19 protein-coding genes and 1 pseudogene are annotated in these 25,806 nt (G+C 54.2%); 11 read left to right on the top strand and 9 right to left on the bottom strand.

What is annotated here, in order from left to right; all coding sequences use genetic code 11:
• Together ACYQ15_RS21605 and ACYQ15_RS21600 are read right to left on the bottom strand one after the other, a co-directional pair.
• On the bottom strand, positions 1–334 hold a 334-nt coding region (locus ACYQ15_RS21605), incomplete at its 3' end, for a hypothetical protein (RefSeq protein WP_459939525.1).
• Positions 335–375: 41 nt separating this feature from the next.
• Positions 376–600, bottom strand: a complete 225-nt coding sequence (locus tag ACYQ15_RS21600; RefSeq protein ID WP_459939524.1) for a hypothetical protein — start codon at positions 598–600, stop codon at positions 376–378.
• 35 nt (positions 601–635) lie between these two features.
• Here ACYQ15_RS21600 and ACYQ15_RS21595 point away from each other — a divergent pair, with 35 nt between their 5' ends.
• The 3 genes from ACYQ15_RS21595 (at position 636) to ACYQ15_RS21585 (ending at position 7,502) form a co-directional block, all read left to right on the top strand.
• The gene (locus ACYQ15_RS21595; RefSeq protein WP_459939523.1) at positions 636–3,341 is read left to right on the top strand and encodes a PD-(D/E)XK nuclease family protein; all 2,706 of its coding nucleotides are present in this window, start codon (positions 636–638) and stop codon (positions 3,339–3,341) included.
• Positions 3,338–6,487 (top strand): UvrD-helicase domain-containing protein, encoded by a 3,150-nt coding sequence (locus tag ACYQ15_RS21590; protein ID WP_459939522.1) that lies wholly within the window; start codon positions 3,338–3,340, stop codon positions 6,485–6,487. The genes ACYQ15_RS21595 and ACYQ15_RS21590 overlap by 4 nt, the downstream gene beginning before the upstream one ends.
• Before the next feature lie 175 nt (positions 6,488–6,662).
• Positions 6,663–7,502 carry a GIY-YIG nuclease family protein gene (locus tag ACYQ15_RS21585; protein ID WP_459939521.1) on the top strand — a complete coding sequence of 280 codons (840 nt, stop codon included), beginning with the start codon at positions 6,663–6,665 and terminating at the stop codon, positions 7,500–7,502.
• A 70-nt stretch (positions 7,503–7,572) separates the two neighbouring features.
• On the opposite strand, the gene tnpA (ACYQ15_RS21580) is transcribed toward ACYQ15_RS21585, so the two are convergent.
• Positions 7,573–7,923 (bottom strand): IS66 family insertion sequence element accessory protein TnpA, encoded by a 351-nt coding sequence (gene tnpA, locus ACYQ15_RS21580; RefSeq protein ID WP_459939634.1) that lies wholly within the window; start codon positions 7,921–7,923, stop codon positions 7,573–7,575.
• Between the two features lie 448 nt (positions 7,924–8,371).
• Here tnpA (ACYQ15_RS21580) and ACYQ15_RS21575 point away from each other — a divergent pair, with 448 nt between their 5' ends.
• Positions 8,372–8,809, top strand: coding sequence for a PD-(D/E)XK nuclease family protein (locus tag ACYQ15_RS21575; RefSeq protein WP_459939520.1), 438 nt, complete (start codon positions 8,372–8,374; stop codon positions 8,807–8,809).
• A gap of 289 nt (positions 8,810–9,098) precedes the next feature.
• Here the strand turns inward: ACYQ15_RS21575 and ACYQ15_RS21570 are convergent, their stop codons facing one another.
• The 6 genes and pseudogenes from ACYQ15_RS21570 to tnpA (ACYQ15_RS21545) all read right to left on the bottom strand — a co-directional run bounded on the left by ACYQ15_RS21570 (position 9,099) and on the right by tnpA (ACYQ15_RS21545) (position 13,528).
• Positions 9,099–9,491: a helix-turn-helix domain-containing protein gene (locus ACYQ15_RS21570; protein ID WP_459939519.1), complete on the bottom strand. Its 393-nt coding sequence runs from the start codon at positions 9,489–9,491 to the stop codon at positions 9,099–9,101.
• 11 nt (positions 9,492–9,502) lie between these two features.
• Positions 9,503–9,805 (bottom strand): type II toxin-antitoxin system HigB family toxin, encoded by a 303-nt coding sequence (locus ACYQ15_RS21565; protein WP_459939518.1) that lies wholly within the window; start codon positions 9,803–9,805, stop codon positions 9,503–9,505.
• Between the two features lie 123 nt (positions 9,806–9,928).
• Positions 9,929–10,873: pseudogene (locus ACYQ15_RS21560) on the bottom strand (ADP-ribosylglycohydrolase family protein).
• Positions 10,874–11,173: 300 nt separating this feature from the next.
• Positions 11,174–12,760, bottom strand: a complete 1,587-nt coding sequence (tnpC, locus tag ACYQ15_RS21555; RefSeq protein ID WP_459935680.1) for an IS66 family transposase — start codon at positions 12,758–12,760, stop codon at positions 11,174–11,176.
• Between the two features lie 70 nt (positions 12,761–12,830).
• Positions 12,831–13,184 carry an IS66 family insertion sequence element accessory protein TnpB gene (gene tnpB / locus ACYQ15_RS21550; RefSeq protein ID WP_459935681.1) on the bottom strand — a complete coding sequence of 118 codons (354 nt, stop codon included), beginning with the start codon at positions 13,182–13,184 and terminating at the stop codon, positions 12,831–12,833.
• The gene (gene tnpA, locus ACYQ15_RS21545; protein WP_459935682.1) at positions 13,181–13,528 is read right to left on the bottom strand and encodes an IS66 family insertion sequence element accessory protein TnpA; all 348 of its coding nucleotides are present in this window, start codon (positions 13,526–13,528) and stop codon (positions 13,181–13,183) included. The genes tnpB and tnpA (ACYQ15_RS21545) overlap by 4 nt, the downstream gene beginning before the upstream one ends.
• A 73-nt stretch (positions 13,529–13,601) precedes the next feature.
• Here tnpA (ACYQ15_RS21545) and ACYQ15_RS21540 point away from each other — a divergent pair, with 73 nt between their 5' ends.
• The 7 genes from ACYQ15_RS21540 (at position 13,602) to ACYQ15_RS21510 (ending at position 25,779) form a co-directional block, all read left to right on the top strand.
• Complete coding sequence (locus ACYQ15_RS21540; protein ID WP_459939517.1) at positions 13,602–15,788, top strand: ATP-binding domain-containing protein; 2,187 nt, start codon at positions 13,602–13,604, stop codon at positions 15,786–15,788.
• Positions 15,788–17,422 carry a DUF7017 domain-containing protein gene (locus ACYQ15_RS21535; protein ID WP_459939516.1) on the top strand — a complete coding sequence of 545 codons (1,635 nt, stop codon included), beginning with the start codon at positions 15,788–15,790 and terminating at the stop codon, positions 17,420–17,422. The genes ACYQ15_RS21540 and ACYQ15_RS21535 overlap by 1 nt, the downstream gene beginning before the upstream one ends.
• Before the next feature lie 351 nt (positions 17,423–17,773).
• Positions 17,774–19,321: a type I restriction-modification system subunit M gene (locus tag ACYQ15_RS21530; protein ID WP_459939515.1), complete on the top strand. Its 1,548-nt coding sequence runs from the start codon at positions 17,774–17,776 to the stop codon at positions 19,319–19,321.
• Positions 19,318–20,631: a restriction endonuclease subunit S gene (locus ACYQ15_RS21525; RefSeq protein ID WP_459939514.1), complete on the top strand. Its 1,314-nt coding sequence runs from the start codon at positions 19,318–19,320 to the stop codon at positions 20,629–20,631. Before ACYQ15_RS21530 ends, ACYQ15_RS21525 begins: the two co-directional genes overlap by 4 nt.
• Positions 20,628–21,326, top strand: coding sequence for an AlbA family DNA-binding domain-containing protein (locus ACYQ15_RS21520; RefSeq protein WP_459939513.1), 699 nt, complete (start codon positions 20,628–20,630; stop codon positions 21,324–21,326). Before ACYQ15_RS21525 ends, ACYQ15_RS21520 begins: the two co-directional genes overlap by 4 nt.
• Entirely contained in the window at positions 21,323–22,057 is a 735-nt protein-coding gene (locus tag ACYQ15_RS21515; protein WP_459939512.1) for an ATP-binding protein, read from the top strand. The genes ACYQ15_RS21520 and ACYQ15_RS21515 overlap by 4 nt, the downstream gene beginning before the upstream one ends.
• A complete protein-coding gene (locus ACYQ15_RS21510; protein ID WP_459939511.1) occupies positions 22,054–25,779 on the top strand; it encodes an HsdR family type I site-specific deoxyribonuclease in 3,726 nt (1,241 codons plus the stop codon). The genes ACYQ15_RS21515 and ACYQ15_RS21510 overlap by 4 nt, the downstream gene beginning before the upstream one ends.
• The last annotated feature ends 27 nt before the right edge of the window (positions 25,780–25,806 follow it).

The following is a 25,806-nucleotide window of genomic DNA, read 5'->3' as shown; positions in this document are numbered from 1 at the left end:
GCCGAATAATCTCCATCTGACTTTTCGCTCCTTCCGCGGCCCCGGTCATGCCACCTGACGTCCCGCCAACAGCCGCCCCCATTCCGGCGAACTCCCCTGCACGTCCAAAATATGATCCGACAACAAGTCCAAGCAGAGCACCGGCTCCGGCACCGATAGCGCCGCCGACTACTGTAGATGTCGCCGGTGAAACCTGTCTCGCATAGTTCTGGCAATCCCGCAGGTCCGCTTCATACTGAGCCGAGTTGACTCCCTGCATGTCCACGATGGGGCGGTAGGTTGCGCAGCCGGTCAGCATCAAGAAAGAGATCATAATAATCGTGGCATTTCGCATAACATCCTCCAGGGTTATGAAGATCTGTTTGTGGTATTGCCTCATCCGATTACGGCTTCCAGACGTACAGTTGAAAATGCCACGGTCTTTATTGACGGCATATGAAAACCATAGACCCATGCTGTTCCAGAAAATGGAACAGCGGCAATATTATTTTGTCCAATAGTTGCAGGATGATGAATAGTATTCCAAAAAACGGAATTGTATGGCGAAATCTTTGTTGGACTTTTCTTGAGGAAAGATACATCAAACAGATATTTGATCACTCCTGACATCCATAAACCCTTGCCTGGAGGCGTTGATGCAAATTGTCCTTGGCCATGGCTTTGACACAGGCGCATATCCTGACGCGCTGGAAGACAGTGAGGCAGTGGCCGGAAAAGTTGTCGTCGGTCCGACGGGGTTGCTTTCGATCCTGGAAATCAGGCTCGGGCTGAAAGGTCCTTCAGTTCACCCCGCTGTGCGCATCGGCCAGTATCTGGCCCGTCTCCGAGTGGCGGACAACGGGGAGCGGTTCTACTCCAGATCCTTTGAAGCGGATGCCTGGGCCACGGCCAATGAACTGCTGGGTTGGCGGGATGCTCTCGTCTTTGGCGGGTGGAACGGGAGGCCCATTCACGGCATGTCCGGTCGCCTCGCGGATCTGGCGGATGTGGAAAGCCTGGGCCAGCCGGAGCTTGCTCCAGGACTTGGCGAACGACTGAAGAGCATTGAGGCGGCCCTTTGCGGAGCCACGGCAGCACAGCTTGGCTTCAGCAGTCTGACACTGGCCGATCCGGAGCAAGAATGGCCCGATCCATGGCGGAACCTCTTTCGGTCCCTCAGCCAAGCTGAGGTCGCCAGAACCGTACTGGAGCCGGATTTTCCGGATGCTTCCGGCGATCTGGGGGCTTTGCAGCGGGCCTTTCATGCCAATTCCGGCTCGGGAGGAACAGTTGCCGGTGACGGCAGTCTGCTGCTCATTGCGGGACAAACCGAGACGGAAGCTGCCGAGGCACTGGCGGAGTGGCTGGCGGCGGACAATGAGGCCAACAAGGACGTGCTGATCATCAAGGGCATGGGGAGCAGGCTGCTGGACGAGGCCTTGCATGCCAGGGGGCTGCCCCGCCTGGGCAGCGACTCGGGGTCCCGGTGGCGGGCCGCGTTGCAGGTGCTGCTCCTGGCACTCAAGAACGCCTGGCTGCCGGTGAATCCGCAACTGCTTCTGGAAATCCTGACATCGCCCAGTTCGCCTATTCCATGGTGGGCCGGGCGGCATTTCATCAATGCTCTGCAAAGTCATCCCGGAATCGGCGGCGAACTGTGGATCAAGGCCAGGGAAACGGCCGTGCAGGAGATGCAGGCTCGCCTGGAGCAGGAAAAATTGGCTTCTACCAAGGCCGCGAAGAAGATGCGGGAGTTTCAGGCCAATCTGGATTTTTGGCTTGGTGGTCGGCGTCATGACCCGCAAACCGGCATGCCTGCCAAGGAAGCGCGAAGAATCTGCGCCGAAGTGGCCCGTTTGGCGGCCTCCAGGGGCGGACACTCGGGAGATCCGCTTCTGGTTGCGGCCATGAGCCAGGCCATGAATCTGGATGAGGCCATCAAGGCTTCCAGCCTGGAACAGATCACCCGGCCCCAACTGAAGCGCATGGTTGATGAAGTGCTCCAATTCTCAGGGACGACTCCCGGCATGGAAGCCGAGGCAGCCTCGTGGCGCAGCGTGAAGTATCCGGGCCAGATCTGGTCGCCGGCAAAGACCATTGTCTGGTGGCGGTTCCTGGACCAGGCCCAGTCCCGCGCCGCACATATCTGGACTCGGGCCGAGCAGAAGGCCTTGGCGGATGCCGGGGTGCTTCTGGAGGAGATGAACCGGCAACGGTTCCGGCAAGCCAGATCCTGGAGACGCCCGGTGATGTTGGCCGAACATCAACTGATCCTGGTCATGCACCGGACCGAAGCCGCGGACAAGACGACCATGCACCCTCTGTGGGATGAGATCAGGCAGGCTGTCGCACCTGAAGAGGCCCACGAACGAATCATTACCGTGGAGGCCGGGCTCTTGCGCACTCGTGAAAGCATGAGCTTTCTTGATCCGAGCTCCAGACTGATCCGCAGGCGAAAGCTTGCTCCTCTGCCCCTGCCGCGGCCCAGACCCGAATGGAACATTCCCACGAACACGATCAGCTTTCGGGCGCGTGAATCCGCATCCAGTCTGGAGATGCTGCTGGGCTGTCCTTTGGCGTGGGTGCTGAACTATCCCGCAAAAATCAGAATGGGCGCGCTGCTTTCCCTGCCCAAGGAGGCGCAGTTGACAGGCATCCTGGCCCATGCGGTGGTTGAACGCCTCTTCAAGTCTACAGGCCGGTGCGACCCGGCATTGTCGCGCAAACAAGCCGAACTGATTTTTGAACAGCTTTTGCCGGAAATGGCCGCCGGGCTTCTGCAGGACGGGCAAGCTGTGGAGCGCCAGCGCAACCGCGAACAAATCTCCCATGCGGCAGCCGCCCTGGCCGGCCTGCTTGATCAGTGCTGCCTGACGGTGGAAGGTTCAGAAATTTTCGTTACCAAGGCCAGCAGTGAGTTGAACACGGAGTTCGGCGGTTTCCTGGATCTGGTCCTGAAGAGCGGCAACGGGGAGAAGGTCATTCTCGACCTGAAGTGGAGCAAGACCAGCAAGTATAGACGCGAGGAACTCCAAGCCGGTCTGGCGCTGCAACTTGCCGTCTATGCCTGGCTGCTCGGAGAGACCGGCAAGCCGCTTCCCGCGGGATACTACATGCTGTCCCAGGCGGAATTGCTGACTTCGGACACCACCTGCTTTCCGGGTCAGACAGCGGTTGAAGGACCTTCCTTGTCCGATGTCTGGACATCCCTTGTTTCGCAAATCCGTGCCGCCATGACCACACTGGAAAATGGTCAGGCCCTGGCTCCTGGAGCCGAGCCTGACGCCGATCCGAAGCTCAAGTCCTGCACGTTTTGCCGTTATCCAAGCCTGTGCGGCGCACGCCGGGAGGTGGAAGCATGAACAGCGCCATTGAGATCGTCAGCGCCAGCGCGGGGTCCGGAAAGACTTACCATTTGACCCATGAACTGCAAAAAGCCATTGAAAACGGTGTCCGGCCCGAGGCTGTTCTGGCCACCACGTTCACCAAGAAGGCCGCTTCCGAACTCACTCAGCGGGTCCGCCAACTGCTGCTTGGCAGCAACTGGGAAGCGGCTCAGGGCGTTCTGGACGGCTATGTGGGCACGGTCAATTCCGTTTGCGGCAGACTACTGCGGGATTTCGCCTTTGAAGCTGGACTGAGTCCGGATCAGGAACTGATCCCGGAGGACGACGAAATGTCCGTGTTCAAGGCCGCTGCCGACCCTGTCCTGGAACGGCATGCCGCCATTCTGACGCCCCTGGCCGAAAGGCTGAGCTTGGAGGATTGGACAAAGGTCGTGCGCAGCGTGATCACCCAGGCCAGGGCCAATGTGCTGTCGGAGGCCGACCTGGCGAGTTGCGCGGACAGGTCCTGGCAGGGGCTCAAGAACGTCTTGCCCGAGCCGCTTGGCGACGATCAGGAGACACAGCTCGACGATGAGTTGCATCGCTGCGTGGCTACGTGCGTGACGCAACTCGAGAGCGGATGCGATGCCACGAAGACGACCAAAGGCGTTCTGGATTACCTGAAGGCAGTCCAGTCCAGGATAAATGCCAAAGGCCGGCTGACCTGGTGGGACTGGGCCAAACTCTCCAAGCTCAAGCCGGCCAAGGCCAGCGAAAGCACCGTCGCGCCCGTCATTCAGGCCGCCTCCATGCACGAATGCCACCCCAGGCTGCACCGGGATCTGGAACAATACATCAGGGCAATCTTCGCCTGTGCCGGCGAGGCCATGCAGGCCTTTGCCGATTACAAGCGCAGCGAAGGGCTGATCGACTATGTGGATCAGGAATCCCTGACCTATCAACTTCTGGATGATCAGGAAGTGCGCAAGCGGCTGGCTGAATTCCTGGACATCGTTTTCGTGGATGAATTCCAGGACACCAGCCCCATCGAGCTTGCCGTGTTTTTGAAGCTGGCGCAGTGCGTGGACCGGTCCGTTTGGGTCGGGGACCAGAAGCAGGCCGTCTACGGTTTTCGAGGCACGGACCCCCTGCTCATGGACGCTGCCGTGAAAAAGCTCCTGGATGCCGGACGCCCGCTCATACTCGAGGAAAACTGGCGGTCCCGTCCGGCTCTTGTCGAGTTCACGAATCATGTTTTTTGCCCGGCCTTCGAAGCCAAGGGTTTTTCAGCGGACCGGGTCCGTCTGAATCCGGTGCGTGCGGCGCATCCTGAACAAGCGCTGGCCCTGGAAGTCTGGAATCTGGACAGCAAGAAGCTGGATCATGACTATGCCTGTATCGCATCGGGCGTGGCGGCGCTATTGTCCGAGCCGGAGCAGTACATTGTCGAGGACCCGTCGACTAAGACGTTGCGCCCCTTGCGCGGCGGGGACATTGCCGTGCTCTGCCGCAAGAACGACGTCTGTCTGGAAGTGGCGAACGCACTGGAGCGATTGGGTGTCCGAGCTGCCACCAAGCGCTGGGGGCTTCTGGATACGCCGGAAGCAATTTATGCCATGGCTGCACTGCGCTATCTGGTAGACCCCAGAGACACCCTGGCCGTTGCAGAGTTGCTGCACTTCAGCGGCGAACTGGACTGGCTGAACCGCTGGCTGACCGAGGAGAACTTCTGGAAAAAGTGTTCCCCGGTCTCGGACCTGAATGATCTGCGGCAAATGCTCCCGAAGCTGACTCCCTGGGAAACGCTGGACTTGGCCATTTCGGCATCCAGGGCGGAAACCATTGCTTGCCGTTGGGGAAGGGTCGAGGTCCGGCTGGCCAATCTGGACGCTCTGCGTGGACTGGCCAAGGGGTATGAAGACATCTGCATGGCCAGGCGCACCCCGGCCACTGCCGCGGGCCTGGTGACCTACCTCGTTCTTGAGGTGAAAAAGAGTCCTCTGGATCTTCAAGGCCAAGGCGTGGACGAACATGCGGTGAACGTGATCACCTATCACAAATCCAAAGGATTGGAGTGGCCATTTGTGGTTTTGGCTGAACTGAACTGGTCGCGGGAAGTCAATCCGTTCAATGTCAGCGTGACGCCCAATGAGCAAGGCTTTGACCCGCTCGCTCCCCTGGATGGGCGTTGGATCAGGTACTGGCCCTGGCCCTACGGCAAGCAAAGTAAGAATGTCGGCCTGGATCAGCGGGTGGAAGGATGCGCGGAATCGATCCAGGCTCAGAACGAATTCTGGGCCGAGGAGGCCAGACTGATGTACGTGGGCATGACCAGGGCCAGGGACTATCTGGCATTGGCGATCAGGGCCGACGGCAAGAGCAATACGGCATGGCTGGATATCCTCAAAGATAGTGAAGACAATCTCATCCTGGATTGCTCTGACGAAGAGAAAAGGTCCATTCGGTGCCGCAACCAGGAGTTTGCGGCTGCCTTCAAGAGTATTGCGCCTCTGACCGAACCTGCGCAAGACCGGCAGGACGCATGCTTCGGAGCCGAACCGTTTCCCAAGCCCCTTCCCCAGCATCCCCCGGCCAGGTTCAGCCCAAGCGCCGCTGCTCCGGCTGACGAGAATCAAGCCCTGGTTCATGCTCCTGAACGATTCGGCCCCCGCATCCCGGTTGCAGGCGAACCGGACGTTAACGCCATGGGCGAGGCAGTTCATGGTTTTCTGGCTCAGGACAATCCCGTCCAAGACGCGGAAACCCGCGGAGCCAAGGCCGGTGAGATTTGCAAACGCTGGAACGTGGTCGGGATAGCGCCGGAAGATATTGTCGCTGCCAGCGACAGGCTCATTGCCCACCTGACAAGCAGATTCGGACAGGGCGAAGCGCTCAGGGAGCACCCCATGCATCTGAAAGTGCAATCGGGTTCCGGCAACCAGACTGCCTCCGGGTGGATCGACCTGGTCTGGCAAACCCCGGACGGGTACGTGATCGTGGACCACAAGACCTACCTGGGCAAGCTGGACACGGTGCGGCAACACTGCACAGCCTTCGTGCCGCAACTGAATGTTTACGCGGACTGCTTGCAAAAGGCCCTTGGCGAAAATCCACTGGCTTTGCTGGTGCATCTGCCCATGATCGGAATCATGGTGGAAATTGGAAGGAGGGGATATAAGTGAATGCTCCCGGAGGCCATGCCATGCCCTTGTGGAGTTGCCAAACCTTTTTTAGGGTCAATGGCCGTTTGAGGTTCAGTATTTCTAAACTCGGTTGCTGCGACCGAACATGGGCTCAGACCCTTGGGGTGCGAGGCTTCCAAATGAGCACGGTAGTTAAATATGGGCAAAAAATATTATGATCACATTGCATAAAATATTAGAAATCTATGGTGTTGATACAACCAAAGTGAGGATAGTGCGACACGGCAATAAAGAAATACCAATCCTCAGAACATTTCAGGAAAATTTGCGCCGACTCGAAGTATATCAGAGTTACCAACGGCCTCGAAAATTCGGAGATGCTAACACAATAGCAGTTTTTGCACCTTATTTTAAAACCACTGCTCTTTTTATTGGTTTGTGGGACATTCTCGGTTGCACAGATAACTCAAAATTTAAGGTTGATAATTTGCTGGAACTCCAACGATTTTCTTTACCTGAATGTTGGTATAATGATCATGTTAAATATGATCTTAAAAGAAACACTATACTGGATGAACTATCTGAGCGGATTGTCATTGAATGGGGAGCAGCTACGGTCTCTTGGGTTCAAAATAAGGACAAAGAAATTGTTGAATTAAAAGGAAAAAAAAGCATTGGAGACTTTCAATCTTTCGCTCAGGTACACCTGACTTATCAAGAATTAAAAATAATGACGCAGTATCCAGACACTAATCTTACTTGGATAAAAGCTCTTTCTTCTGTCAACGGTGTTTATATGATACAAGATACTCTCTCTGGAAAGCTTTACGTCGGCTCAGCATATGGAGATAAGGGCATTTATGGCAGATGGATAACGTATGCGCAAAATGGTCATGGAGGCAATTTGGAGTTACAATATCTCGACTCTCAAAATTTTGTATTTTCGGTTCTCGAAATTGTTTCGGCAACTTCGACAGCGGATGAGGTAATTAATTACGAAAATAGATGGAAAAAGAAATTAGGGACTACAAAATTCGGTTTAAATAAAAATTGATAGCGATCAACCACATTACGGAATCGGATGAATAATTTCATTTAATACCATTGACATCCGGCGTGCAAAGCTAGCTTTTTCCTTTCACTATAAGAGCATATGATTCTTCGACGTTGGACGTGGCTTGCGCTTTTTCCGGGGTTGGCGGGACGAGATGTTGCCGTGGCACAAGGACAGGAGAAAAAATAGGTTGTCGGCCACGTTCAAACCGACGCTTCCAGTACCCCAGCGATTTGAAGACAAAGCAGAACTTCCGACTATACTCTGCCTGAGAAAGACCGCTTGCCCATCGTTTGACTACATGTACGTGCCAGCAATTGGCCTCCGCGGGACCTGATGCTCTACTGATTGCTAACTGCTGCCATTTCAAATCCTCCTTGAAGGTTGATGAGAGGAACTCTTTGGCATAACCGTTGAGCATACGGACGAAGTTTAGTGTTAACCAAAGCCAGGGATTTTTCTGGCCTTTGCCTTCAGGGGCGATGGCACGATCAGCACAGTCTAGTTGGATGTTCACAAGGATGGGGGTGACAATCCTGTCTTGGATTTTTCAGATCCGGAAATGAAGTCCATTCGCTGTCATAACCATCAATTCCCGACAACCTGCAAGGGCATTGAACCATAAGCCGACCCCGCACAAAGCCGCCAGAAAGCATGCTTAGTCCCGAACCCGCTCTCCCAGACACTTCCCCTCAAAATGCTGCGGCCAAATTCAATCCCAGTTCCACCGCCGCGCATGATGGCGACCAAGCTACTGGTTCATGCTCCGGAAAGAATCGGTCACGCATCTCAGTTGTCGGCGAACCCGACGTCAATGCCCTAGGTGGAGTCATGCATGGTTTTCTGTCCAGGACGACACTTCGCAAGCGTTGGAAATCAGAACGGCCAAGGTCTTGGTCATATTCCAGCGCTGGAAGGTCAGCGGCATCGCGCAAGGTGACATTGTCATGGCCAGCAACCGGCTCACGTCTTACCTTCTCGATAGGTTCGGACAAGGCGAAGCGCTCAGGGAGCACCCCATGCATCTGAAAATGCAATCGGGTTCCGGCAACCAGACTGCCTCCGGGTGGATCGACCTGGTCTGGCAAACCCCGGACGGGTACGTGATCGTGGACCACAAGACCTACCTGGGCAAGCTGGACACGGTCCGGCAACACTGCGCCGCCTTCGTGCCGCAACTGAACATCTACGCGGATTGCCTGGAAAAGGCCCTTGGCAAAAAGCCACTGGCCCTGCTGGTGCATCTGCCCATGATCGGAGTCATGGTGGAGATTGGGAGGAGGGAAACGACGCAACAAATCCTCTGAGACAAGCAGGAGGACGATATGTTCTTCGTCGAAGTGATTGCCTTGGCCATTGTCATGTATTGTTTCTGGATTGTCTTTTTCGAGAAGAAGTAACCATGGAAAAGGAACTTCTATCTGTAACTACTCAGCTTCAGAACGGGATGAGGTTGGCTTTGCACAAACTTGTGACAAGCATGACCTGGATTCCCGCCTTCGCGGGAATGACTTGTTTTATGCCGTCTCCTGATCAGTCATACTCGCGAAGGCGGGTATCAGCCCGGTTTACTCGGATGAGCTGAGTAGTTACCACTCAGCTAACTGATGCAGGCTTTTGGGTACAGTCCTTTTCCGGTTGCTTGACCAGACTTTCAGCGGGAATGCCCAAGCCCTTGTGGAGTTGCCAAACCATTTTCAAGGTCAATGGCCGTTTGCGGTTCAGTATTTCATAAACTCGATTGCTGCGACCGATCATGGGCTCCAAATCTTTGGGGTGCAGGCCCATCTGGTCCATGCGAAACTTGATCGCCTCCACCGGATCGGGGAGTTCCATGGGAAAATGTTTTCGCTCGTAAGCTTCAACCAGGGTTGTCAGAATATCGAGACGGTCACCTTCCGGCGTGTTCATCTCAGCAGACATGAGACGTTCAATTTCCCGCAATGCTGACCGGTAATCTTGATCCGTGCGAATTGGTCTAATTTCCATGGGCATTATCCTCATATTGTCTGTGCGTCGACGGCATCATACTCTGCATGGGTTACGATAAATCGAATGTACACCACCCGATAGGGATAGTTGATCCATGCCACCAGCCGATATTTGTTCCCGGAGATATTGAAAACGACCCTGCCGTCCCGCAAAATACTGGCATTGCCAAAATCCTTCTTCACATCCGCGGGGCTTCCCCAGTCTGCCTTGAGTACCTGACGATACCAAGCCAGTGCTGATTCTTTTCCATCTTTGCGACCAGGCTTCTCGTCCCAATATTTTTTTAATGTGGACAAAGCTATGATGCGCATGAAAGGAAGTTTAGTCCCGATTTGGGACCAATGCAAGAAGCCTTCGCTAACGAGAACAACACATAAGGGGACATTTGAAAAATGTGCATATTTCCTGTCTTGGGTTAGTTAAATCTGAACACATCACGGCTGGTCATGGACCAGTTTTTCCGCCAGTTCCAGCGCATCCACCGGCCAATACTCTCGGGGACGCGGCTTATGCACGCCTGGGCGGCCATGCTCGGGACGGCAGTTCAGGATAATTTCACGCCAGCGGCGGGGAACGGCATTCAGTCCATGCACGGCTCCGAGGAGTGCGCCGCAAATGGCGGCGTTGGTGTCCGTGTCTCCGCCTCGGGAAGCAGTATTGACCACGGCTTCCTCCAAATTCGAAGCGTTCAAAAGTTGCCACACCGCGTTGCCAAAGGCGATCAGAACTCAGCCCTGCTGGCGAACATAATCATTGGGAGGCGCTTTGATGGACGCCTTGATCACTCGAAACACAATCTGATCCGCGTCCAGGTCCTGTGCCCACACCAGCATTTCGGCGACCAGGTCCTTGGGGCTGATTCCCGTTGCGATGGCATGGGCAATGGCCATGGCAAACAGGGCGTTGATCTGCTGGCAGACAGGATGGGGATGTGTTAACCGGGCGTCTTCCATGGCCCATTGCGCAACCTGGCGCAGCGGATATTTCGCGCCGAATATGCCCAGGGGACTGATGCGCATCAATGCGCCGTTGGCTTGGCTTTCGTGATTGGGAGTGCCCCGCAGCCCGCTGCTGACGGTCCTGCCGCAATCAAACGGCCCTGAGTCCAGCCAAGCCTGATATGCTTTTTGCGCGGCCAAAGCATTATAGGCATCATGTTCAACCAGTGTTCTGGCCAAGGCGAGAGCCATTTCGGAGTCATCCGTAGGTTGCCCGGCAATGGTGTTGAACGTCCCACCGTCCGCGAGATCGCGCACCCCATGCGGGTAGGTACGCAGAATTTGCCCTGGGGACTGGAATTCCACCAGACTGCCCAACGCATCACCGGCCAACTGGCCCAGAAGACACCCTTGCGCACGCTCCAATACTTCTGATTGCATCGTTATTCCTTTGGATTAGCCGTAATATTTTGAGAAACCAATGCTTGATACACTTGCCAGTCCACTCATTCATTCTCAATCATTCCAACAAGACGGCAAATCGATTCGCCGGCGTCTGCCGAAAATGAGGTAGTTGATCCTCTGCAACCCACTCATGAAATTCCTTGGACTTGTAGGGCGGATAATCCCAAGAGCCCATTTTAGGCCAGTCCTGGTTTTCCGGCGCTGAGTCGATACAGTACATATTCCCTCTACGTAAGCGTCAGAACGCCTACATCTTTTCCTGCCAAGTCATGAGGATTATGAAGAGGCAGGATTTCGGGCAGTCAATTCCTCAAGTTTCTGAGGTGTGAGATTTTGTGGGAGTAGCTGTCTGATTTCAGTGTTGGTTTTGGCTTGGGGCAGGGTGGTGAAGACGTGCAGGAGATAGAGGTAGGGATTGAGTCCGTTTGCTTTTGCGGTTTCTATGAGGGAGTAGATGATCGCGCTGGCATGGGCACCTGCCGGAGATCCGGCAAAGAGCCAATTTTTTCTGCCTACGGCAAAGGGCCGGATGGCGTTTTCCGCAAGGTTGTTGTCAGGCCGCAGTCGTCCGTCTTCGAGGAAAACCACGACGCGGCTCCACTGGCCGAGGGCGTAAGTAATGGCTTTCCCCAGCAGGCCTTTGGGCGGGGTAGTCAGGACCCGTTCATCCAGGATGGCCTTGATTTTATCCATGATCGGCCTGGTGTGCTCCTGACGCAAGGCCTTGATCTGATCCGGGTTCAACTTGTCTATCCGGGCCTGCTTTTCGATCTTATAGATCTTGCCGATCAGGTTGATGATCGTGACAGCGGTTCCATTTTTGTTTTTGGCTCCTGCCTTGATCACGTCCATGAACTTGCTGCGCACGTGGAACATGCAGCCAACATGAATGATGCCGGGTCTGGCCCCCACGGCATTGTAGCCGGCGTAGCCGTCGGTCTGCAGATAGCCTTTGAAGTCACCCAGGATGTACTCGGCGACTTTTCCGCCTCGACTTGGGTCATAGTGAAAGGTGACAATTGGACTTCCCGGCGGCCCTCCTCTGGCCACCCACATGAAGGATTTGGCGGTGTTTTCCCGTTCCGGTTCGCGCAACACCTGCACGGTGGTCTCGTCCATGTTAAGGATGTCGCCGTATCGGAGCTCTTCGATCATCATGTCCATAAGCACCTTGCAGGCATTCGCGGCAAGGATCATCCATCCAGACATGGTAGCTCTGGAAATTGCCGCGCCGATCCGGGCGAATATTTGTTCCTGGCGATACAGAGGCAGGCCGTCCACGAATTTGTTCACGCAGATGTAGGCCAGCAGCCCTGCGGTGACGATGCCCTGGTTGATGATCTGCGGGGGCATGGGAGCTATTTTTACGGTGGGCCCGTCATCTTCGACTCCTTCACAGGCCGGACAGGCGTATTTGAGTCGGATATGACGGATGACCTGGATTTTCTGGGGGATGACGTCCAGCTTTTCACTGACCTCTTCACCGATCTTTTTCAGGGCACAGCCGCAGGGGCAGATTTTCGCATCATCAGCAATGTCGTGAACCCGGTCGAGCCGAGGCAAGTCAGGGGAGAGAGGACGGCGCCCTTTTTTTCTGCGGACATGCGCATCGACCGTTTCCAATTCTTCAGCAGCTGAGCTTTCCTCTGCCTGCTTTTCGAGTTCCAATGCGGCCAGCTCCGCTTCATTGAACAAGCTGAGCTGGCCCTGTCTGTTGCGGAGTTTGGCTTTTTCGGATTTGAATTGGTAATGCAGCGATTTGAGCAGGCGGACTTGCTCCTCGAGTTGGGAGATGTAGGAGTCCTTGTCCGCGATGATGGCCTTGAGTGACTCGAGGTTATCTGGCAATGAAACTGCGTCCATGGCCTAGATAAATAGATAAAATCTTTATAAATGTCAATAAATTTATGCTAAATATTATATAATTCAGAAATTAGCTTAAATTTGAATATTTCAGCTCTGGATGACCAGAAATCTGCTTCAGATCGAGTCCGTCCAGCAGCCATTGAAGTTGGCGAGGTTCCATCTCCAGGACGTCTTGTTCGGAATTGGGCCAGTGGAAACGGTGCATCTCCAGTCGTTTCTGCCAGAGACAAAACCCGTTGCGGTCCCAATACAAGATTTTGATGATGGTTCTGGACTGATTGCAAAAAACGAAGAGATGCCCGGAGAAGACGTCTCGCTCCAAGTGGTCTGCCACTATTAGCGAGAGGCCGTTGATGGACTTGCGCATGTCCGTCGCTCCCAGGACCAGGTTGACCGTGGTTGCCGATCCCAGAAGCGTCATCGGAGCTGCTCCAAGGTGCGAACAAGCTTTTCCAGTACTGGCACGCTAAAGTCTCCGCAGATCTCCACCGTGAAGCGATGACCAAGGTGGACACGCAAAGCCCCCTCATCTTGCCGAGGGCTGGGCGGGACGAGGTGCTGCCGTGGGACGGGAACGATGACAGGAGGCAAAGAAGGCTGTCGGTCACGTTCGAACCGGCGCTTCCAATATCCCAGTGATTTGATGGAAACGCAGTTCTGACGACAGTACTCCGCCTGAGAAAAACCGCTTGCCCGCCACTTGGCTACATGCTCGCGCCAGAAATTGGCCTTCTCGGGATCTGACCTACGATTGCTGATTGCCATTTGATTCCTCCTCAAAGGTTGATGAGAAGAATCCTATGGCAGAAATGGAGGCATGCTGTAAGAAGTAGCTGTTTTGACGCTTACCATCGTAGAACGACTTGCTATCCCGTCGTACGTCCCGGCTGGAGAAAAACCCGAAATACTTGCCCCCACTACAGGCTCCAATGAAGGGACGAGTCTGAACGGCTTGGAGCTTGCCGAATGCCTTCAGCCGGTGGGACTACGAATTGACGAATTCATTAGGTCAGAAGCCCAAGCCTTGCTCGTATCCGGGATGGTCGGAACGGGTACCGATAAACTGATCAAGGACATTGTCTTTCGGGCTGCTTCAATTGGCATGAATTGCTTGGTACTCGCGCCAAATCGAAGAATGGCGGATAAGTACCCCGTCAAGGCCGAGAGCTTGTATTCACATATTTACTCGGGGCACCTTCGAGCCGAGAAAGATCAGTTGGTCAACGATCTCGCTGAGAACCATGACTCTGAAGGGCAGTTGTATGTTATCGGGGACTGTCACCTAGTCTCGGATTCAAAATTTGAGACAGACGTAATCCGATTCGGAACTGGGCAGCTACTGACTGATCTTCTCAGCTTTACAAATCTCGCAGAAACGAAGCGAAAGATCATCTTTGTTGGCGATCCTTTTCAAATGGCCAGGGGGAAGCTGGAGGAAACGGCACTATGCACAGAGCGCATCAAAGCGCTTGTCGAGGTTGAAGTTGCCCGAATTGACATTGACCGTTTGCTGCCAGAAACGGCAGATGATCCATTCATCAAAAATTGCGTCGAGCTCGCGGGGGTGATGCGCCGAGGTATATTCAATCGGCTTGAATTGAGCCTTGATGAATCGAGCTGCGTCGAAATGCCACGTGACCCTGGGCAACGGGGTGAGGTGGTTCGGAGGCTGATCTCGGAACTGCCGTTAGATAGTAAATTCATTGCGTTCTCGCATAGCGAAGTCAATCGTTTAAATGAATGGATACGAAAGCATGTGTTCAGTCGTCAGGGTTCGCTGACTACGGGTGATCTCATTCACGTTCACAATGGCTTTTATGCGACGTCGAAGGACGATTTCTCACAAAAGATCTTTATACCAAACGATTCTTTCGCTGAAGTTGTCTCTGTAGAAACCGTAGCCCCGATTGTGCAATCGCTCAGGGGGCGAAAGGACTCTGTCGTTGTGCCGCTATTGCGAGTTGAGGCCCGCGTTGATGGTCGCTCCGATGTCGTAGAGTTCCTTAGCCTCAAGAACTACCTGTACAGCGAAAAACCAGAGATTGATGGTGAATCGCTGCTTGCCCTTCGGGTGTTTGCAGAAACCAGGTATCGGCAGATGCATGTTAAGGAGTCAGTCTCAAATGGCGACAAACAAATAGACTTAGAAAACAAAAACGAAGAGATAACGAAAATTCCCCACAATCAGCGTGCTAAGTTTATGAGCAATGATCCGTTCCTCAATGCCGCGCGAATGAGATTTGGTTATGCGCTAACGCTACATCGTGCTCAAGGGCGTAAATTCGATACGGTTATTGCCAGTCTAAATACCGGGCAGGGCCAGACGAATGACGCGTATTTTCGGTGGCTTTATACACTCATAACGATTCCACTTCGGACGCTCTACTTGTCGAACGTGCCGAGTATTACGCCCCTATCAAAAGCTTCTTGGGATGCGAGTCGCGCTAGGCTTGACTCAGTAAGACCGACCAACCTTATCCCGTTTGACCCAAGCAAAGGCCTATTCGGTACCGAGGAGCTGAAATTTCCCATCGAGAAGGTAGAACTTCGAGCACTATATTTCTTTATCGACAAAGCAATCAAGAAAGTGGCAAGTCAGGTCGATTCGATAGAACATCATAACTATCAAGAATTGTACAGAATCCGTGGACCTAAAGGTCAGCTGTGCAGGCTACGGCTGTTTTTTAACAAGCGCTTCCATGTAACCCGAATTGAAACGGTCGATTCGATCCCAACGGAGTTTGCGACCGAAGTAATCGAGAAACTCACTGATGGACACAGGTTTGAAAATGATCTTCAATATGAATTGTACGCAATACTGCATAAGCGATTTGAGTCTTGCGGCATTTCCATCAAATCAATAGACCATGCCGCATATCAGGAAGTATATTACATTAAAACAGCAAGCGGTGACGTCAAGTTGCAGGTGCACTACGACGGCGATGGCTTTTTTACTAGGTTGCTTCCTGTCGCATATACGAATATTGCTGCGGTAGATGTCGTTCGAAATAGCCTGGGGTTCTGATGATATACCCGAACCAGGAAATCTCCAGTCTTCGAAAGGGTGGGCGCATCGACGAGGCTTACAAAAGAGGACAGGATCTGTTACGAGAGCATCCTAATGATAAGTACCTGAAGAATATTTTCGGTTGGGTACTTTACGACAAAATAAAGCTGATTGCCAATAGAGAGAATCAAAGTAAAGCTGGTTCTGCTTCCGGTGAAGTTAGGGCATTACTACGCGAATATGCGCGATTGGACCTTCCACGTCCAGATTTACTGTTCAGTCTGTTGCTTAACCAATCACTTCGTATACGAGATAAACTCGACTTTTTTCCTGCTTTCATGTCGTGGGCAGGGTTAGGCTGTTTCCGTCCTGAGGATTTACAAGCCCAGGAAGGAAAAAAAGGCGACGCACTCTACGAGCCACTCATTGAGAAGGCGGCTAGGGTGACGGCAAAATCCGTGCGTGGCGGGAAGGATGATTCACTAAAGAGCTTTGCCATTGAGCTATTGGATAAGGCAATTTCGGAGGGCGAAGTGCAGGGACTGTCCTGGCTGCACTACAACAAGGCGCTCTTGCTGAGAGAATTAGGACGAACAGACGACGCGAGAACTCTGCTGCATCCGTTCGTAAGAGAAAAGCGAACTAACTTCTGGTCCTGGCATGCCCTTTCGAAGATCGAAGAACAGGAGAACCCTTTGTTGGCGCTTGCGTTGTGCGCTAGGGCATGTCTGACTTGTAATGATGCCAAGTTTGGAGTGAAGGTCTTTGAGGATCTCGCGCGGTTCTCAGTCGCAGTGAATCGCTTTGACCTTGCCAGATGGTCGACGACCCGGGCAGTGTCAATCCGGCAGGAAAATGGCTGGGGTATACCCGATTCACTGAGGAACCTGACGGAAGCAGACTGGTATTCGTCGGCACCCGCTATTGATGATGCAGCAGGTGAACTGGAGAGCTACGCCTATATAGCGGACAGCATCGTCTATAGCGATTGCCCAAGAGTCCCTGCAAATTTCTTAGGGACGTTTAATTCAAAGACCGGAAAGCTGATGGCAAAGGTAGCATTACGAAAAGAAGCACTCTCTGTCGAGATGGCAAGTCCCTCGAAAGGTCTGACAAATGCCAAGATTTTTAGTATTGGCGAGCCAGTTACGGTAGGAATTTTTGAAGAAGAGCAACGGTCCACGATTATCGAGATAAAACCTAGGACCGAGGGCGAGTTTTTTGATTGTTTGGATAGTTTCTATGGTGTGGTTGACCACATGAATCACGAGAAAAGCCTTGCTTCTATTTATGTAACAGATACAAAATTCTGTCTACTCCCCTTCCAGGACTTCGATGCTGTGTCGGCATGGCAACCTGGCACTCCTGTAAGTATTTGGTGCACGCATTCGGATGATCGTCTAAGACCATATCGAGCGGAAATCACTGGCTTCCAGGAATCGGAATGGATATCCCTCGTCAGCGGCGAAATATCATTACATCCAGGGGGGTTCGCGTTTGTGAAAGATGTCTTTGTCCCCCCGCATCTAGCGAAGCTGTTCGAGGATGGACGTGAAGTTTCGATGGTGGTGGTTCGCAAGAAAAACAAAAAAACTAATTTACTCGGCTGGACGGCAATTTCCCTAGCATATTGGGAGGGGCACGAAATGTGAAATCGAAACATCGATGAACATTTGCACCCCCATAAGTTAAACGCTCCGAGCGACTTAACATAGTCCAAAACTCCTGTTTTTCAGTGGGATGCTGACTTATGATAACGAATTCCTTGCTTTTTTTAGGAGCAAATAAGTGTATGCCATTTTAGGGCGGTAAGTAAATCCTGCTCGATGGCCGCAACTGGAGCGAAATTTGGCAAGGGCGGTTATGCCTTGATTTATTCACTGTACTGCAAAGAGCTCCCGACGTGCATCGTTTGAGCGAACTTGCAACTGGAGTACTGGAGTCTATGGAGGCTCTGCGGATTGGGGCGGACCATTGATCACTTAATGCAATAAGGCAGGAACATGAATCGGAACGGAAGCAATATTGAAACGCGGCTCTGGGGTGCGGCGGATGAACTGCGGGCGAATTCCAAGTTGAAGTCTTCGGAGTATTCGGTCCCGGTGCTGGGGCTGGTTTTTTTGCGGTATGCGGATCACAAATTCCAGGTGGCTGCCAAGCAGCTTGAGGGTCAGGGTGGTGGGCGGCGTAAGATTGGGTCGCAGGATTACCAGGCCATGGGTGTGCTGTACCTGCCGGAACAGGCCCGCTTCTCGACGTTGATCCAGCTACCCGAGGGACAGAATATCGGTGCGGCCATCAATGACGCCATGCGGGCCATTGAGGCGGAAAATCCGGACCTCAAGGACGTCCTGCCCAAGACCTACAATCGATTTGAGAATTCCTTGCTCAAGGAACTGCTCAAGACCATGAATTCCGTGCCCATGGACATCGAGGGAGACGCCTTCGGCAAAATCTATGAGTACTTCCTGGGCAATTTCGCCAGGGCCGAGGGTCAGAAAGGCGGGGAGTTCTTTACGCCCACGGCCATTGTCCAACTCATCGTCGGAATCATTGAGCCGTATCACGGTCGCATCTTTGACCCGGCCTGCGGCTCCGGCGGCATGTTCGTGCAAAGCGCCCGCTTCGTGGAAGAGCATAAGAAAAATCCCAGCGCTGAACTCAGCGTGTTCGGACAGGAAAAGGTGGCCGAGACCGTGCGACTGGGCAAGATGAACCTGGCCGTGCATGGGCTGTCGGGAGACATCCGGCAGGGCAACGCCTATTACGAAGACCTGCACAGCTCCACCGGTAAATTCGACTTCGTGATGGCCAATCCACCGTTCAACGTGGACCGTGTGGACAAGGACCGGCTCAAGGACGATCCCCGCTTCCCCTTTGGCCTGCCTCGGACGGACAACGCCAACTATCTCTGGATTCAGATTTTCTACAGCGCCCTGAACGAGACCGGACGGGCCGGATTCGTCATGGCCAATTCCGCCTCGGACGCTCGCGGTTCGGAACTGGATATCCGCAAGCAGATCATCCAGGCCCAGGCCGTGGACGTGATGGTGGCCGTGGGCTCCAACTTCTTCTACACCGTCACCCTGCCCTGCACCCTCTGGTTCTTCGACAGAGGCAAACGCTCGACTCCCCGCGCCGACCAGGTTCTCTTCATCGACGCCCGCCACATCTACCGCCAAATCGATCGCGCCCACCGAGACTGGACCCCGGCCCAAATCGAATTCCTGGCCAACATTGCCAGACTCTACCGCGGCGAACATCCAGAAAACCTCCACGACAGCGCTGAACTGATAGCCGAATCGTTCCCGGATGGCCAATATGTCGACGTCCCCGGCCTGTGCAAAGTAGCCACCATCTCCGAGATTGAGGCCCAGGGCTGGAGCCTGAACCCAGGCCGCTATGTCGGAGTAGCCGCCAAAGCCAAGGAAGACTTCGACTTCAAGGAACGGCTGGAGGAACTGAACGAGGAATTGGAGGCCTTGAACGTCGAGGCCAGGGAGTTGGAGGAGCGGATTGCCAAAAACGTGGCGGAGATTCTTGACAGATGAGCGCATCGAACAAAAATATGAATAGTTATTTTTCTATTCCAGACGATTGGAATGTCGCAGCATTGCCAGATGTTGTCTTCTTTCAAGAGGGGCCAGGACTCAGAAAGTGGCAGTGGACTGAATATGGAATGAAGGTAATCAACGTCACCAACATACTTGGTGACGGTCGAATCGACACCAAGAATACGAGCCGATACATCTCCATCGAAGAATTCCAAAGGACCTATCAGCACTTTGCTGTCGATGCCGAAGACATCGTTATTGCCAGCTCTGGAAACACATATGGCAAGGTAGGTCGTATTTCGGAAAAAGACTTACCGTTAATGATGAATACGAGTGTAATTCGGCTCCGATCATCTGACAACAAACGATTGAACAGTGATTTTCTATACGCTTTTTTGCGCTCAGATGCCTTTCGCAACCAAATGGAGTCATTTGTAATTGGTTCGGCACAACCAAATTTTGGCCCAACACACCTCAAACGAATGGTAATGCCGCTCCCCCCTCTTCCAACCCAACGCAAAATCGCCTCCATCCTCTCCGCCTACGACAACTTGATCGAAAACAACCAGCGCCGGATCAAGATTCTGGAGGAAATTTCTCAGAACCTGTACCGCGAGTGGTTCGTCAAATTCCGCTTTCCCGGCCATCAAAAGGTGAAGTTCGTGGATTCGCCGCTGGGGAGGATTCCGGAGGGATGGATGGTTGTAAAAATGCCCGATGCTGTGAACATCCGCCCTTCTATTCCTATACCAAAGCATGAACGTTTTGTATTTGTTTCCATGGGGAACCTTTCTGAGAACTCAATGCTGATTAACGGCTTCGAATATCGCAATAAAGCTAGTGGTGCTCGGTTTCAGAATGGCGACACACTATTTGCTCGTATCACGCCATGTCTTGAAAATGGAAAAACAGGCTTTGTTCAGATTTTACAAAATGAGATGACAGTTGCTTGCGGATCGACCGAGTTTATCGTGCTGAGATCAAAAACAGTTACCCCAGAGTACGTTTATCTCATGGCTAGAAGTGATGATTTTCGAGACAACGCTATCAAGAGCATGACAGGTGCATCAGGACGTCAAAGAGTTAGTGAAAAATGTTTTGACGGTTTTCATTTGGCCCAGCCATCAAGTGACGTTTTATCATTATTTCAAGCCCATACCAGTCCACAGTTCAAACTCATTCATACCTTGAGCCAGAAAAACTCCACCCTCCGACGCACCCGCGACCTGCTCCTTCCCAAACTCATCTCCGGCGAGATTGACGTCTCTGACCTGGAAATTGCCGTGCCCGAGGAGGTTGAGGCATGAGGGTTGAGGAGCTGCTGAAGCAATCGGAGGGCAAGACGTTGGAGTTCAAGCGGGATCTGTCCGCGCCGAAGAACATCCTCAAGACCGTGATTGCCTTTGCCAATACTGCCGGCGGGACGTTGATTCTCGGGCGTGCTGATGACGGAACGATTGTCGGTGTGGAAGCAGTATTGGAGGCGGAAGAGCGTTTGGCGAACCTGATTGCCGACAGCGTCTCTCCTGGCATGATGCCGGAAATTGAAGCAGTGACCGTGGCGGACAGAACATTGCTTCTGGTCCGGGTGGCTCACTGGCCAGGGCCGTTTCATCTCAAAGCCCAAGGACCGGAGGATGGTGTCTATGTCCGGCTGGGCTCCACGAATCGAAAGGCTGATGGGGCCACGCTGGCAGCCCTGCGGCGGTTACAGGGCAATAAATCCTTTGATCAACTGCCTTGCGCTGAGGCAAACGAATCCGACCTTGATCAGGCCGCCCTGGAACGATGGTTTGCTGGCCGGGTGCGCCCACTGAACGAGCCTGCCCTGGAATCCCTCGGCGTTTTGGTTCGACAGGGCGGCAAACTTACTGTTTCCAACGGAGGTTTGATTCTTTTCGGAACGCTCGAAGCGCAGCAGCGCTGTTTTCCCGATGCCGCATATCCTGCGCCCGTTTCCGGGGGCGCGACAAAAGCGAATTCATTGACCGCCAGGAAATGAACGGCCTGTTGGATGCCTTGGTGGATGTGCCGAAGTTCATTGCCCGCAATACCCGACTGGCTTCCCGGATCAATGGCATGCAGAGGGAGGATGTTGCCGAGTATTCCGCTGTTGCCCTGCGCGAAGTATTGGTGAATGCCGTGGCCCATGCCGACTATGCCTGCTCGGGCATGCGCTTTTTCGTTTCCATCTTTTCCGATCGCCTGGAGATCCAGAGCCCAGGCATGTTTCCGTTTGGCATGACCCTGGAAAACTTCAAGGCTGGTGTCAGCCGGATCAGAAACCGGGTCATCTGTCGCGTGCTGCACGAAATGGGCTTGATGGAAGAATGGGGCAGCGGCTATCAACGGATCACCAGCGCCTGCCGCCAAGGCGGCTATCCTGAACCGGAATGGCTGGAACCCGGGGTGTGCGTTAGGGTTGTTTTTCCATCGCGCCCGGAATTATCCACTGGTGAGCCTGTACGGTCCGTTACCGCGGATGACACTGTAAGTGAGCCTGTAGGCGACCCTGTAAATGAGTCTGTAAATGAACGCCAAAAATGGTTTCTCGACCAACTGAAGCAGGGCGTTCCGGTGAAGGCCGAAGGTATCGTCCAGCACTGGGGTGTCAGCACGGCCACGGCCAAGCGGGATATTGCCGCATTGCGTCAACGCAAAATCATTGAGTTTTCCGGTGCGCCCAAGACCGGCGTTTACCGGCTCAAAACGAAAAAGGAACCAGCTCCATGAATCCGCCCATGGACTACACCGAAGACACCCTGGTCGAGAAGCCGGCCATTGCCCTGCTGGATGAGTTGGGCTGGACCCCGTTCAACGCCTATCATGAATTCGATGGTGGTCTGAGCAGCCTGGGCCGGGAAAACAAATCAGAAGTGCTTCTCAAGTCCCGGTTGCGGGAGGCCCTGCTGTTGCTCAACCCCGAGGCCGCGCCCGAGGCCATTCACGAGGCCATCGCCGAACTGAGCCGGGACCGCTCCCGCCTGAGCATGGCAGCGGCCAACCGGGAGGTCTACGAGCTGCTCAAGAACGGCGTGCGGGTCAGCGTTCCTAATCCGGAGGGCGACGGCGAGAGCGTGGAAGTGATCCAGGTTATGGACTGGGATGAGCCGGGCAACAACGACTTCCTGGTCTGCTCCCAATTCTGGATCACCGGCGAAATGCACACCCGCCGCGCCGATCTGGTCGGATTTGTCAACGGCCTGCCCCTGGTGTTGTTCGAACTCAAGGCCGTGCATCGCCGCCTGGAAACCGCTTTCACCGGCAACCTGCGCGACTACAAGGACACCATCCCCCAACTGTTCTGGCCCAATGCCCTGGTCATCCTCTCCAACGGCAGTCAGAGCCGAGTGGGCAGCATCACTGCTGGCTGGGAACACTTCGCGGAATGGAAAAAGGTGGACAGCGAGGACGAACCGGCCCGTGTCTCCCTGGAAACCATGCTGCGCGGGGTTTGCGATCCGGACAGGCTGCTGGACCTGGTGGAGAACTTCACCCTGTTCCAGGAAGCCCCCGGCGGACTGATCAAGCTGACGGCCAAGAACCATCAGTATCTGGGCGTGAACAACGCGATCGCTGCGCTTTTCGCGACCCTCTCCCCGGCCCTCTCCCAGGGGGAGAGGGAGAATAAGATCGATGAATATCCGGCTCTCTACCATGAAACCTTCACCCCGGACCTCTCCCAGAGGGAGAGGGGGAATGAGGATGGGGGGAATCCGGGCCAGAAAGAGAAAGGCAAGGGGCACTATCGAGGGGGGTATGATTTTGGCGGTCTTGTGAATCGCGCTCGGGAACTGAGGCAATTGCAGACACCAGCCGAAGAAATTCTTTGGGAACTTTTGAGAAATAGACAGTTTTTCGGGTATAAATTTCGGCGTCAGCATCAGATTGGTGATTATATCGTGGATTTTTATTGTCATGCCGCGAAATTGGTCATCGAGGTTGACGGCAGCATTCATGACGTCCCTGTAAAGCAAACCAAGGACAAGAAAAAGCAAGCTTACCTCAGGGGTCTTGGGTACAAAATATTCCGAATTCCAAATGCCTCCATTCTTGATTCACCTTCTCAGGCACTCAATTTGATTGCCTCAAATCTCCCCTCTCCTCCTGGGAGAGGGGCCGGGGGTGAGGGGAACACCGCCGAGAAGGCCAAAGGCCGCCTCGGCGTGTTCTGGCACACACAGGGCAGCGGCAAGAGCGTGTCCATGATGTTCTTCACCCAGAAGGTCTTGCGCAAGATTCCGGGCAACTGGACCTTTGTCGTGGTCACGGACCGCCTGGAGTTGGACGGGCAGATATACAAGCATTTCGCCACATCCGGCGTGGTCACGGAAAGCCAGGCCCAGGCCGAGAGCAGCCGCCATTTGCGCCAACTGCTGGGCGAGGATCACCGCTTCGTCTTCACCATCATCAACAAGTTCCGCACCGAACGCGGCGAAACGCATCCCGTGCTTTCCGAGCGGGAAGACATCATCGTGATCACCGACGAGGCCCATCGCAGCCAGTACGACACCATGGCCCTGAACATGCGCACGGCCCTGCCCAATGCCTCGTTTCTGGCTTTTACCGGCACGCCCTTGATCGTGGGCGAAGAGAAAACCCGGCAGGTCTTCGGGGACTACATCAGCGTGTACGATTTTCAGCAGTCCGTGGCGGACGGAGCCACCGTACCACTCTACTACGAAAACCGCATTCCGGAGCTGCAACTTACCAACAGCAACCTGAACGCGGACATGGAGCGCCTGCTGGAAGAGGCCGAACTGGATGAGGCCCAGGAGAAAAAGTTGGAGCGGGATTTCGCCAGGGAATACCATCTGATCACCCGAGAGGACCGCCTGGAAGCCATTGCCAAGGACCTGGTGAATCATTTCTCCTCCAGGGGCTTCCGGGGCAAGGGCATGATGATCTGCATCGACAAGGCCACGACGATTCGGATGTACGACAAGGTGCAAAAGCACTGGGCCGCGAAGATCGAGGAATTGCGGGGTCAGTTGGCCGGACAGGACGGGGAAGACCGGGCGGCCCTGGAACAGCGCATTGACTGGATGCGGGAAACCGACATGGCCGTGGTGGTCTCCCAGGGCCAGAACGAGATCGCGGAGATGGCCGCCAAGGGCCTGGACATCAAAACGCACCGCAAGCGGATGCTGGATGAGGATTTGGAAACCAGATTCAAGAAAGCCGACGATCCGCTCAGGCTGGTGTTTGTCTGCGCCATGTGGATCACCGGTTTCGACGTGCCCAGTTGCTCCACGCTGTATCTGGACAAGCCCATGCGCAACCACACCCTGATGCAGACCATCGCCAGGGCCAACCGAGTCTTTTTCGGCAAGGTCTGCGGTCTGATCGTGGACTACGTCGGCGTGTTCCGCAACCTGGAAAAAGCACTGGCCATTTATGGTGGGAGTTCCGGGACGGACAAATCAGAAGACAAAAAGCCGGTGGAGGACAAGTCCGCCCTGGTTGCCGCGCTGCGTCACGCCTTGGCAGAGACCGCAAGCATGTGCCGAACTCATGGCGTCCACCTGGACGACATCCGAGCGGCTGAAGGGTTCGAGTGCGTCGGCCTGCTGAAAGATGCCGTGGACGCCCTGGTGGGGACCGAGGAAATCAAACGCGGCTACCTCGATCTGGCCAACGTGGTCCAGCGGCTCTACAAGGCCGTTCTGCCCGATCCTGAGGCGAAGGAATTCGCGGCCCAGGTCATGCCAATTCAAGTCATCGCCGAAAAAATTCGTGACCTGACCCCGCCGGCGGATATTTCCCTAATTATGGATCAGGTGGAGGGCCTGCTGGATCGCTCCGTGTCCGCGGAAGGGTATATCATCCGCGAAACCCCGGGTGATTTCAGCGAAGAGCACTGGATTGATCTGAGCGGGATTGACTTCGACGCCCTGGCCGAGAAGTTCAAGACCGGCCGCAAGCGGACCATCAATGAAAAACTCAAAGGCACCCTGGCCCGCAAGCTGATGGCCATGATCCGGCTCAACCCCACGCGCATGGACTATCTGGAAAAGTTCCAGGACATGATCGAAGCCTACAACGCCGGCAGCCTGAACGCAGAGGAATTATTTCACCGCCTGAAAACATTCGCCGGAAATCTGACCCAGGAAGAACAGCGGGCTGTCAGCGAGCAACTGACCGAGGAGGAGCTGACCCTGTTCGATCTGCTGACCAAGCCGAATATGGAACTCAACGAAAAAGACAAGATCAAGGTCAAAGCCACTGCCCGCGAACTCCTTGCAGCCTTGAAAAGAGAGAAACTGGTCCTGGACTGGCGCAAACGCCAACAAGCCCGCGCCGAGGTCCGTGTGACCATCGAAAAAGTCCTGGATGCAGGTCTCCCCAGGATCTATACCCCGGAACTTTTCAACCAGAAAAGTTCAGCCGTGTATCAGCACGTCTATGATGCATATTTTGGTGATGGGGGCAGTGTGTACGGGTCTGCGGTGTGAGCGAGGTGTGGCTTCTATGGATTGGTG

This window comes from Desulfonatronum parangueonense (assembly GCF_054656975.1).
Note: the sequence above shows the minus strand (reverse complement) of the source record. Positions and strands in the feature narration are given on the sequence as shown.

Coding starts and splice junctions, on each gene's coding strand:
- ACYQ15_RS21595 (WP_459939523.1), top strand. CDS start 636: ATGCAAATTGTCCTTGGCCATGGCTTTGACACAGGCGCATATCCTGAC.
- ACYQ15_RS21590 (WP_459939522.1), top strand. CDS start 3,338: ATGAACAGCGCCATTGAGATCGTCAGCGCCAGCGCGGGGTCCGGAAAG.
- ACYQ15_RS21585 (WP_459939521.1), top strand. CDS start 6,663: ATGATCACATTGCATAAAATATTAGAAATCTATGGTGTTGATACAACC.
- tnpA (WP_459939634.1), bottom strand. CDS start 7,923: ATGCTCAACGGTTATGCCAAAGAGTTCCTCTCATCAACCTTCAAGGAG.
- ACYQ15_RS21570 (WP_459939519.1), bottom strand. CDS start 9,491: ATGGAAATTAGACCAATTCGCACGGATCAAGATTACCGGTCAGCATTG.
- ACYQ15_RS21565 (WP_459939518.1), bottom strand. CDS start 9,805: ATGCGCATCATAGCTTTGTCCACATTAAAAAAATATTGGGACGAGAAG.
- tnpC (WP_459935680.1), bottom strand. CDS start 12,760: ATGGACGCAGTTTCATTGCCAGATAACCTCGAGTCACTCAAGGCCATC.
- tnpB (WP_459935681.1), bottom strand. CDS start 13,184: ATGACGCTTCTGGGATCGGCAACCACGGTCAACCTGGTCCTGGGAGCG.
- tnpA (WP_459935682.1), bottom strand. CDS start 13,528: ATGGCAATCAGCAATCGTAGGTCAGATCCCGAGAAGGCCAATTTCTGG.
- ACYQ15_RS21535 (WP_459939516.1), top strand. CDS start 15,788: ATGATATACCCGAACCAGGAAATCTCCAGTCTTCGAAAGGGTGGGCGC.
- ACYQ15_RS21530 (WP_459939515.1), top strand. CDS start 17,774: ATGAATCGGAACGGAAGCAATATTGAAACGCGGCTCTGGGGTGCGGCG.
- ACYQ15_RS21525 (WP_459939514.1), top strand. CDS start 19,318: ATGAGCGCATCGAACAAAAATATGAATAGTTATTTTTCTATTCCAGAC.
- ACYQ15_RS21520 (WP_459939513.1), top strand. CDS start 20,628: ATGAGGGTTGAGGAGCTGCTGAAGCAATCGGAGGGCAAGACGTTGGAG.
- ACYQ15_RS21515 (WP_459939512.1), top strand. CDS start 21,323: ATGAACGGCCTGTTGGATGCCTTGGTGGATGTGCCGAAGTTCATTGCC.
- ACYQ15_RS21510 (WP_459939511.1), top strand. CDS start 22,054: ATGAATCCGCCCATGGACTACACCGAAGACACCCTGGTCGAGAAGCCG.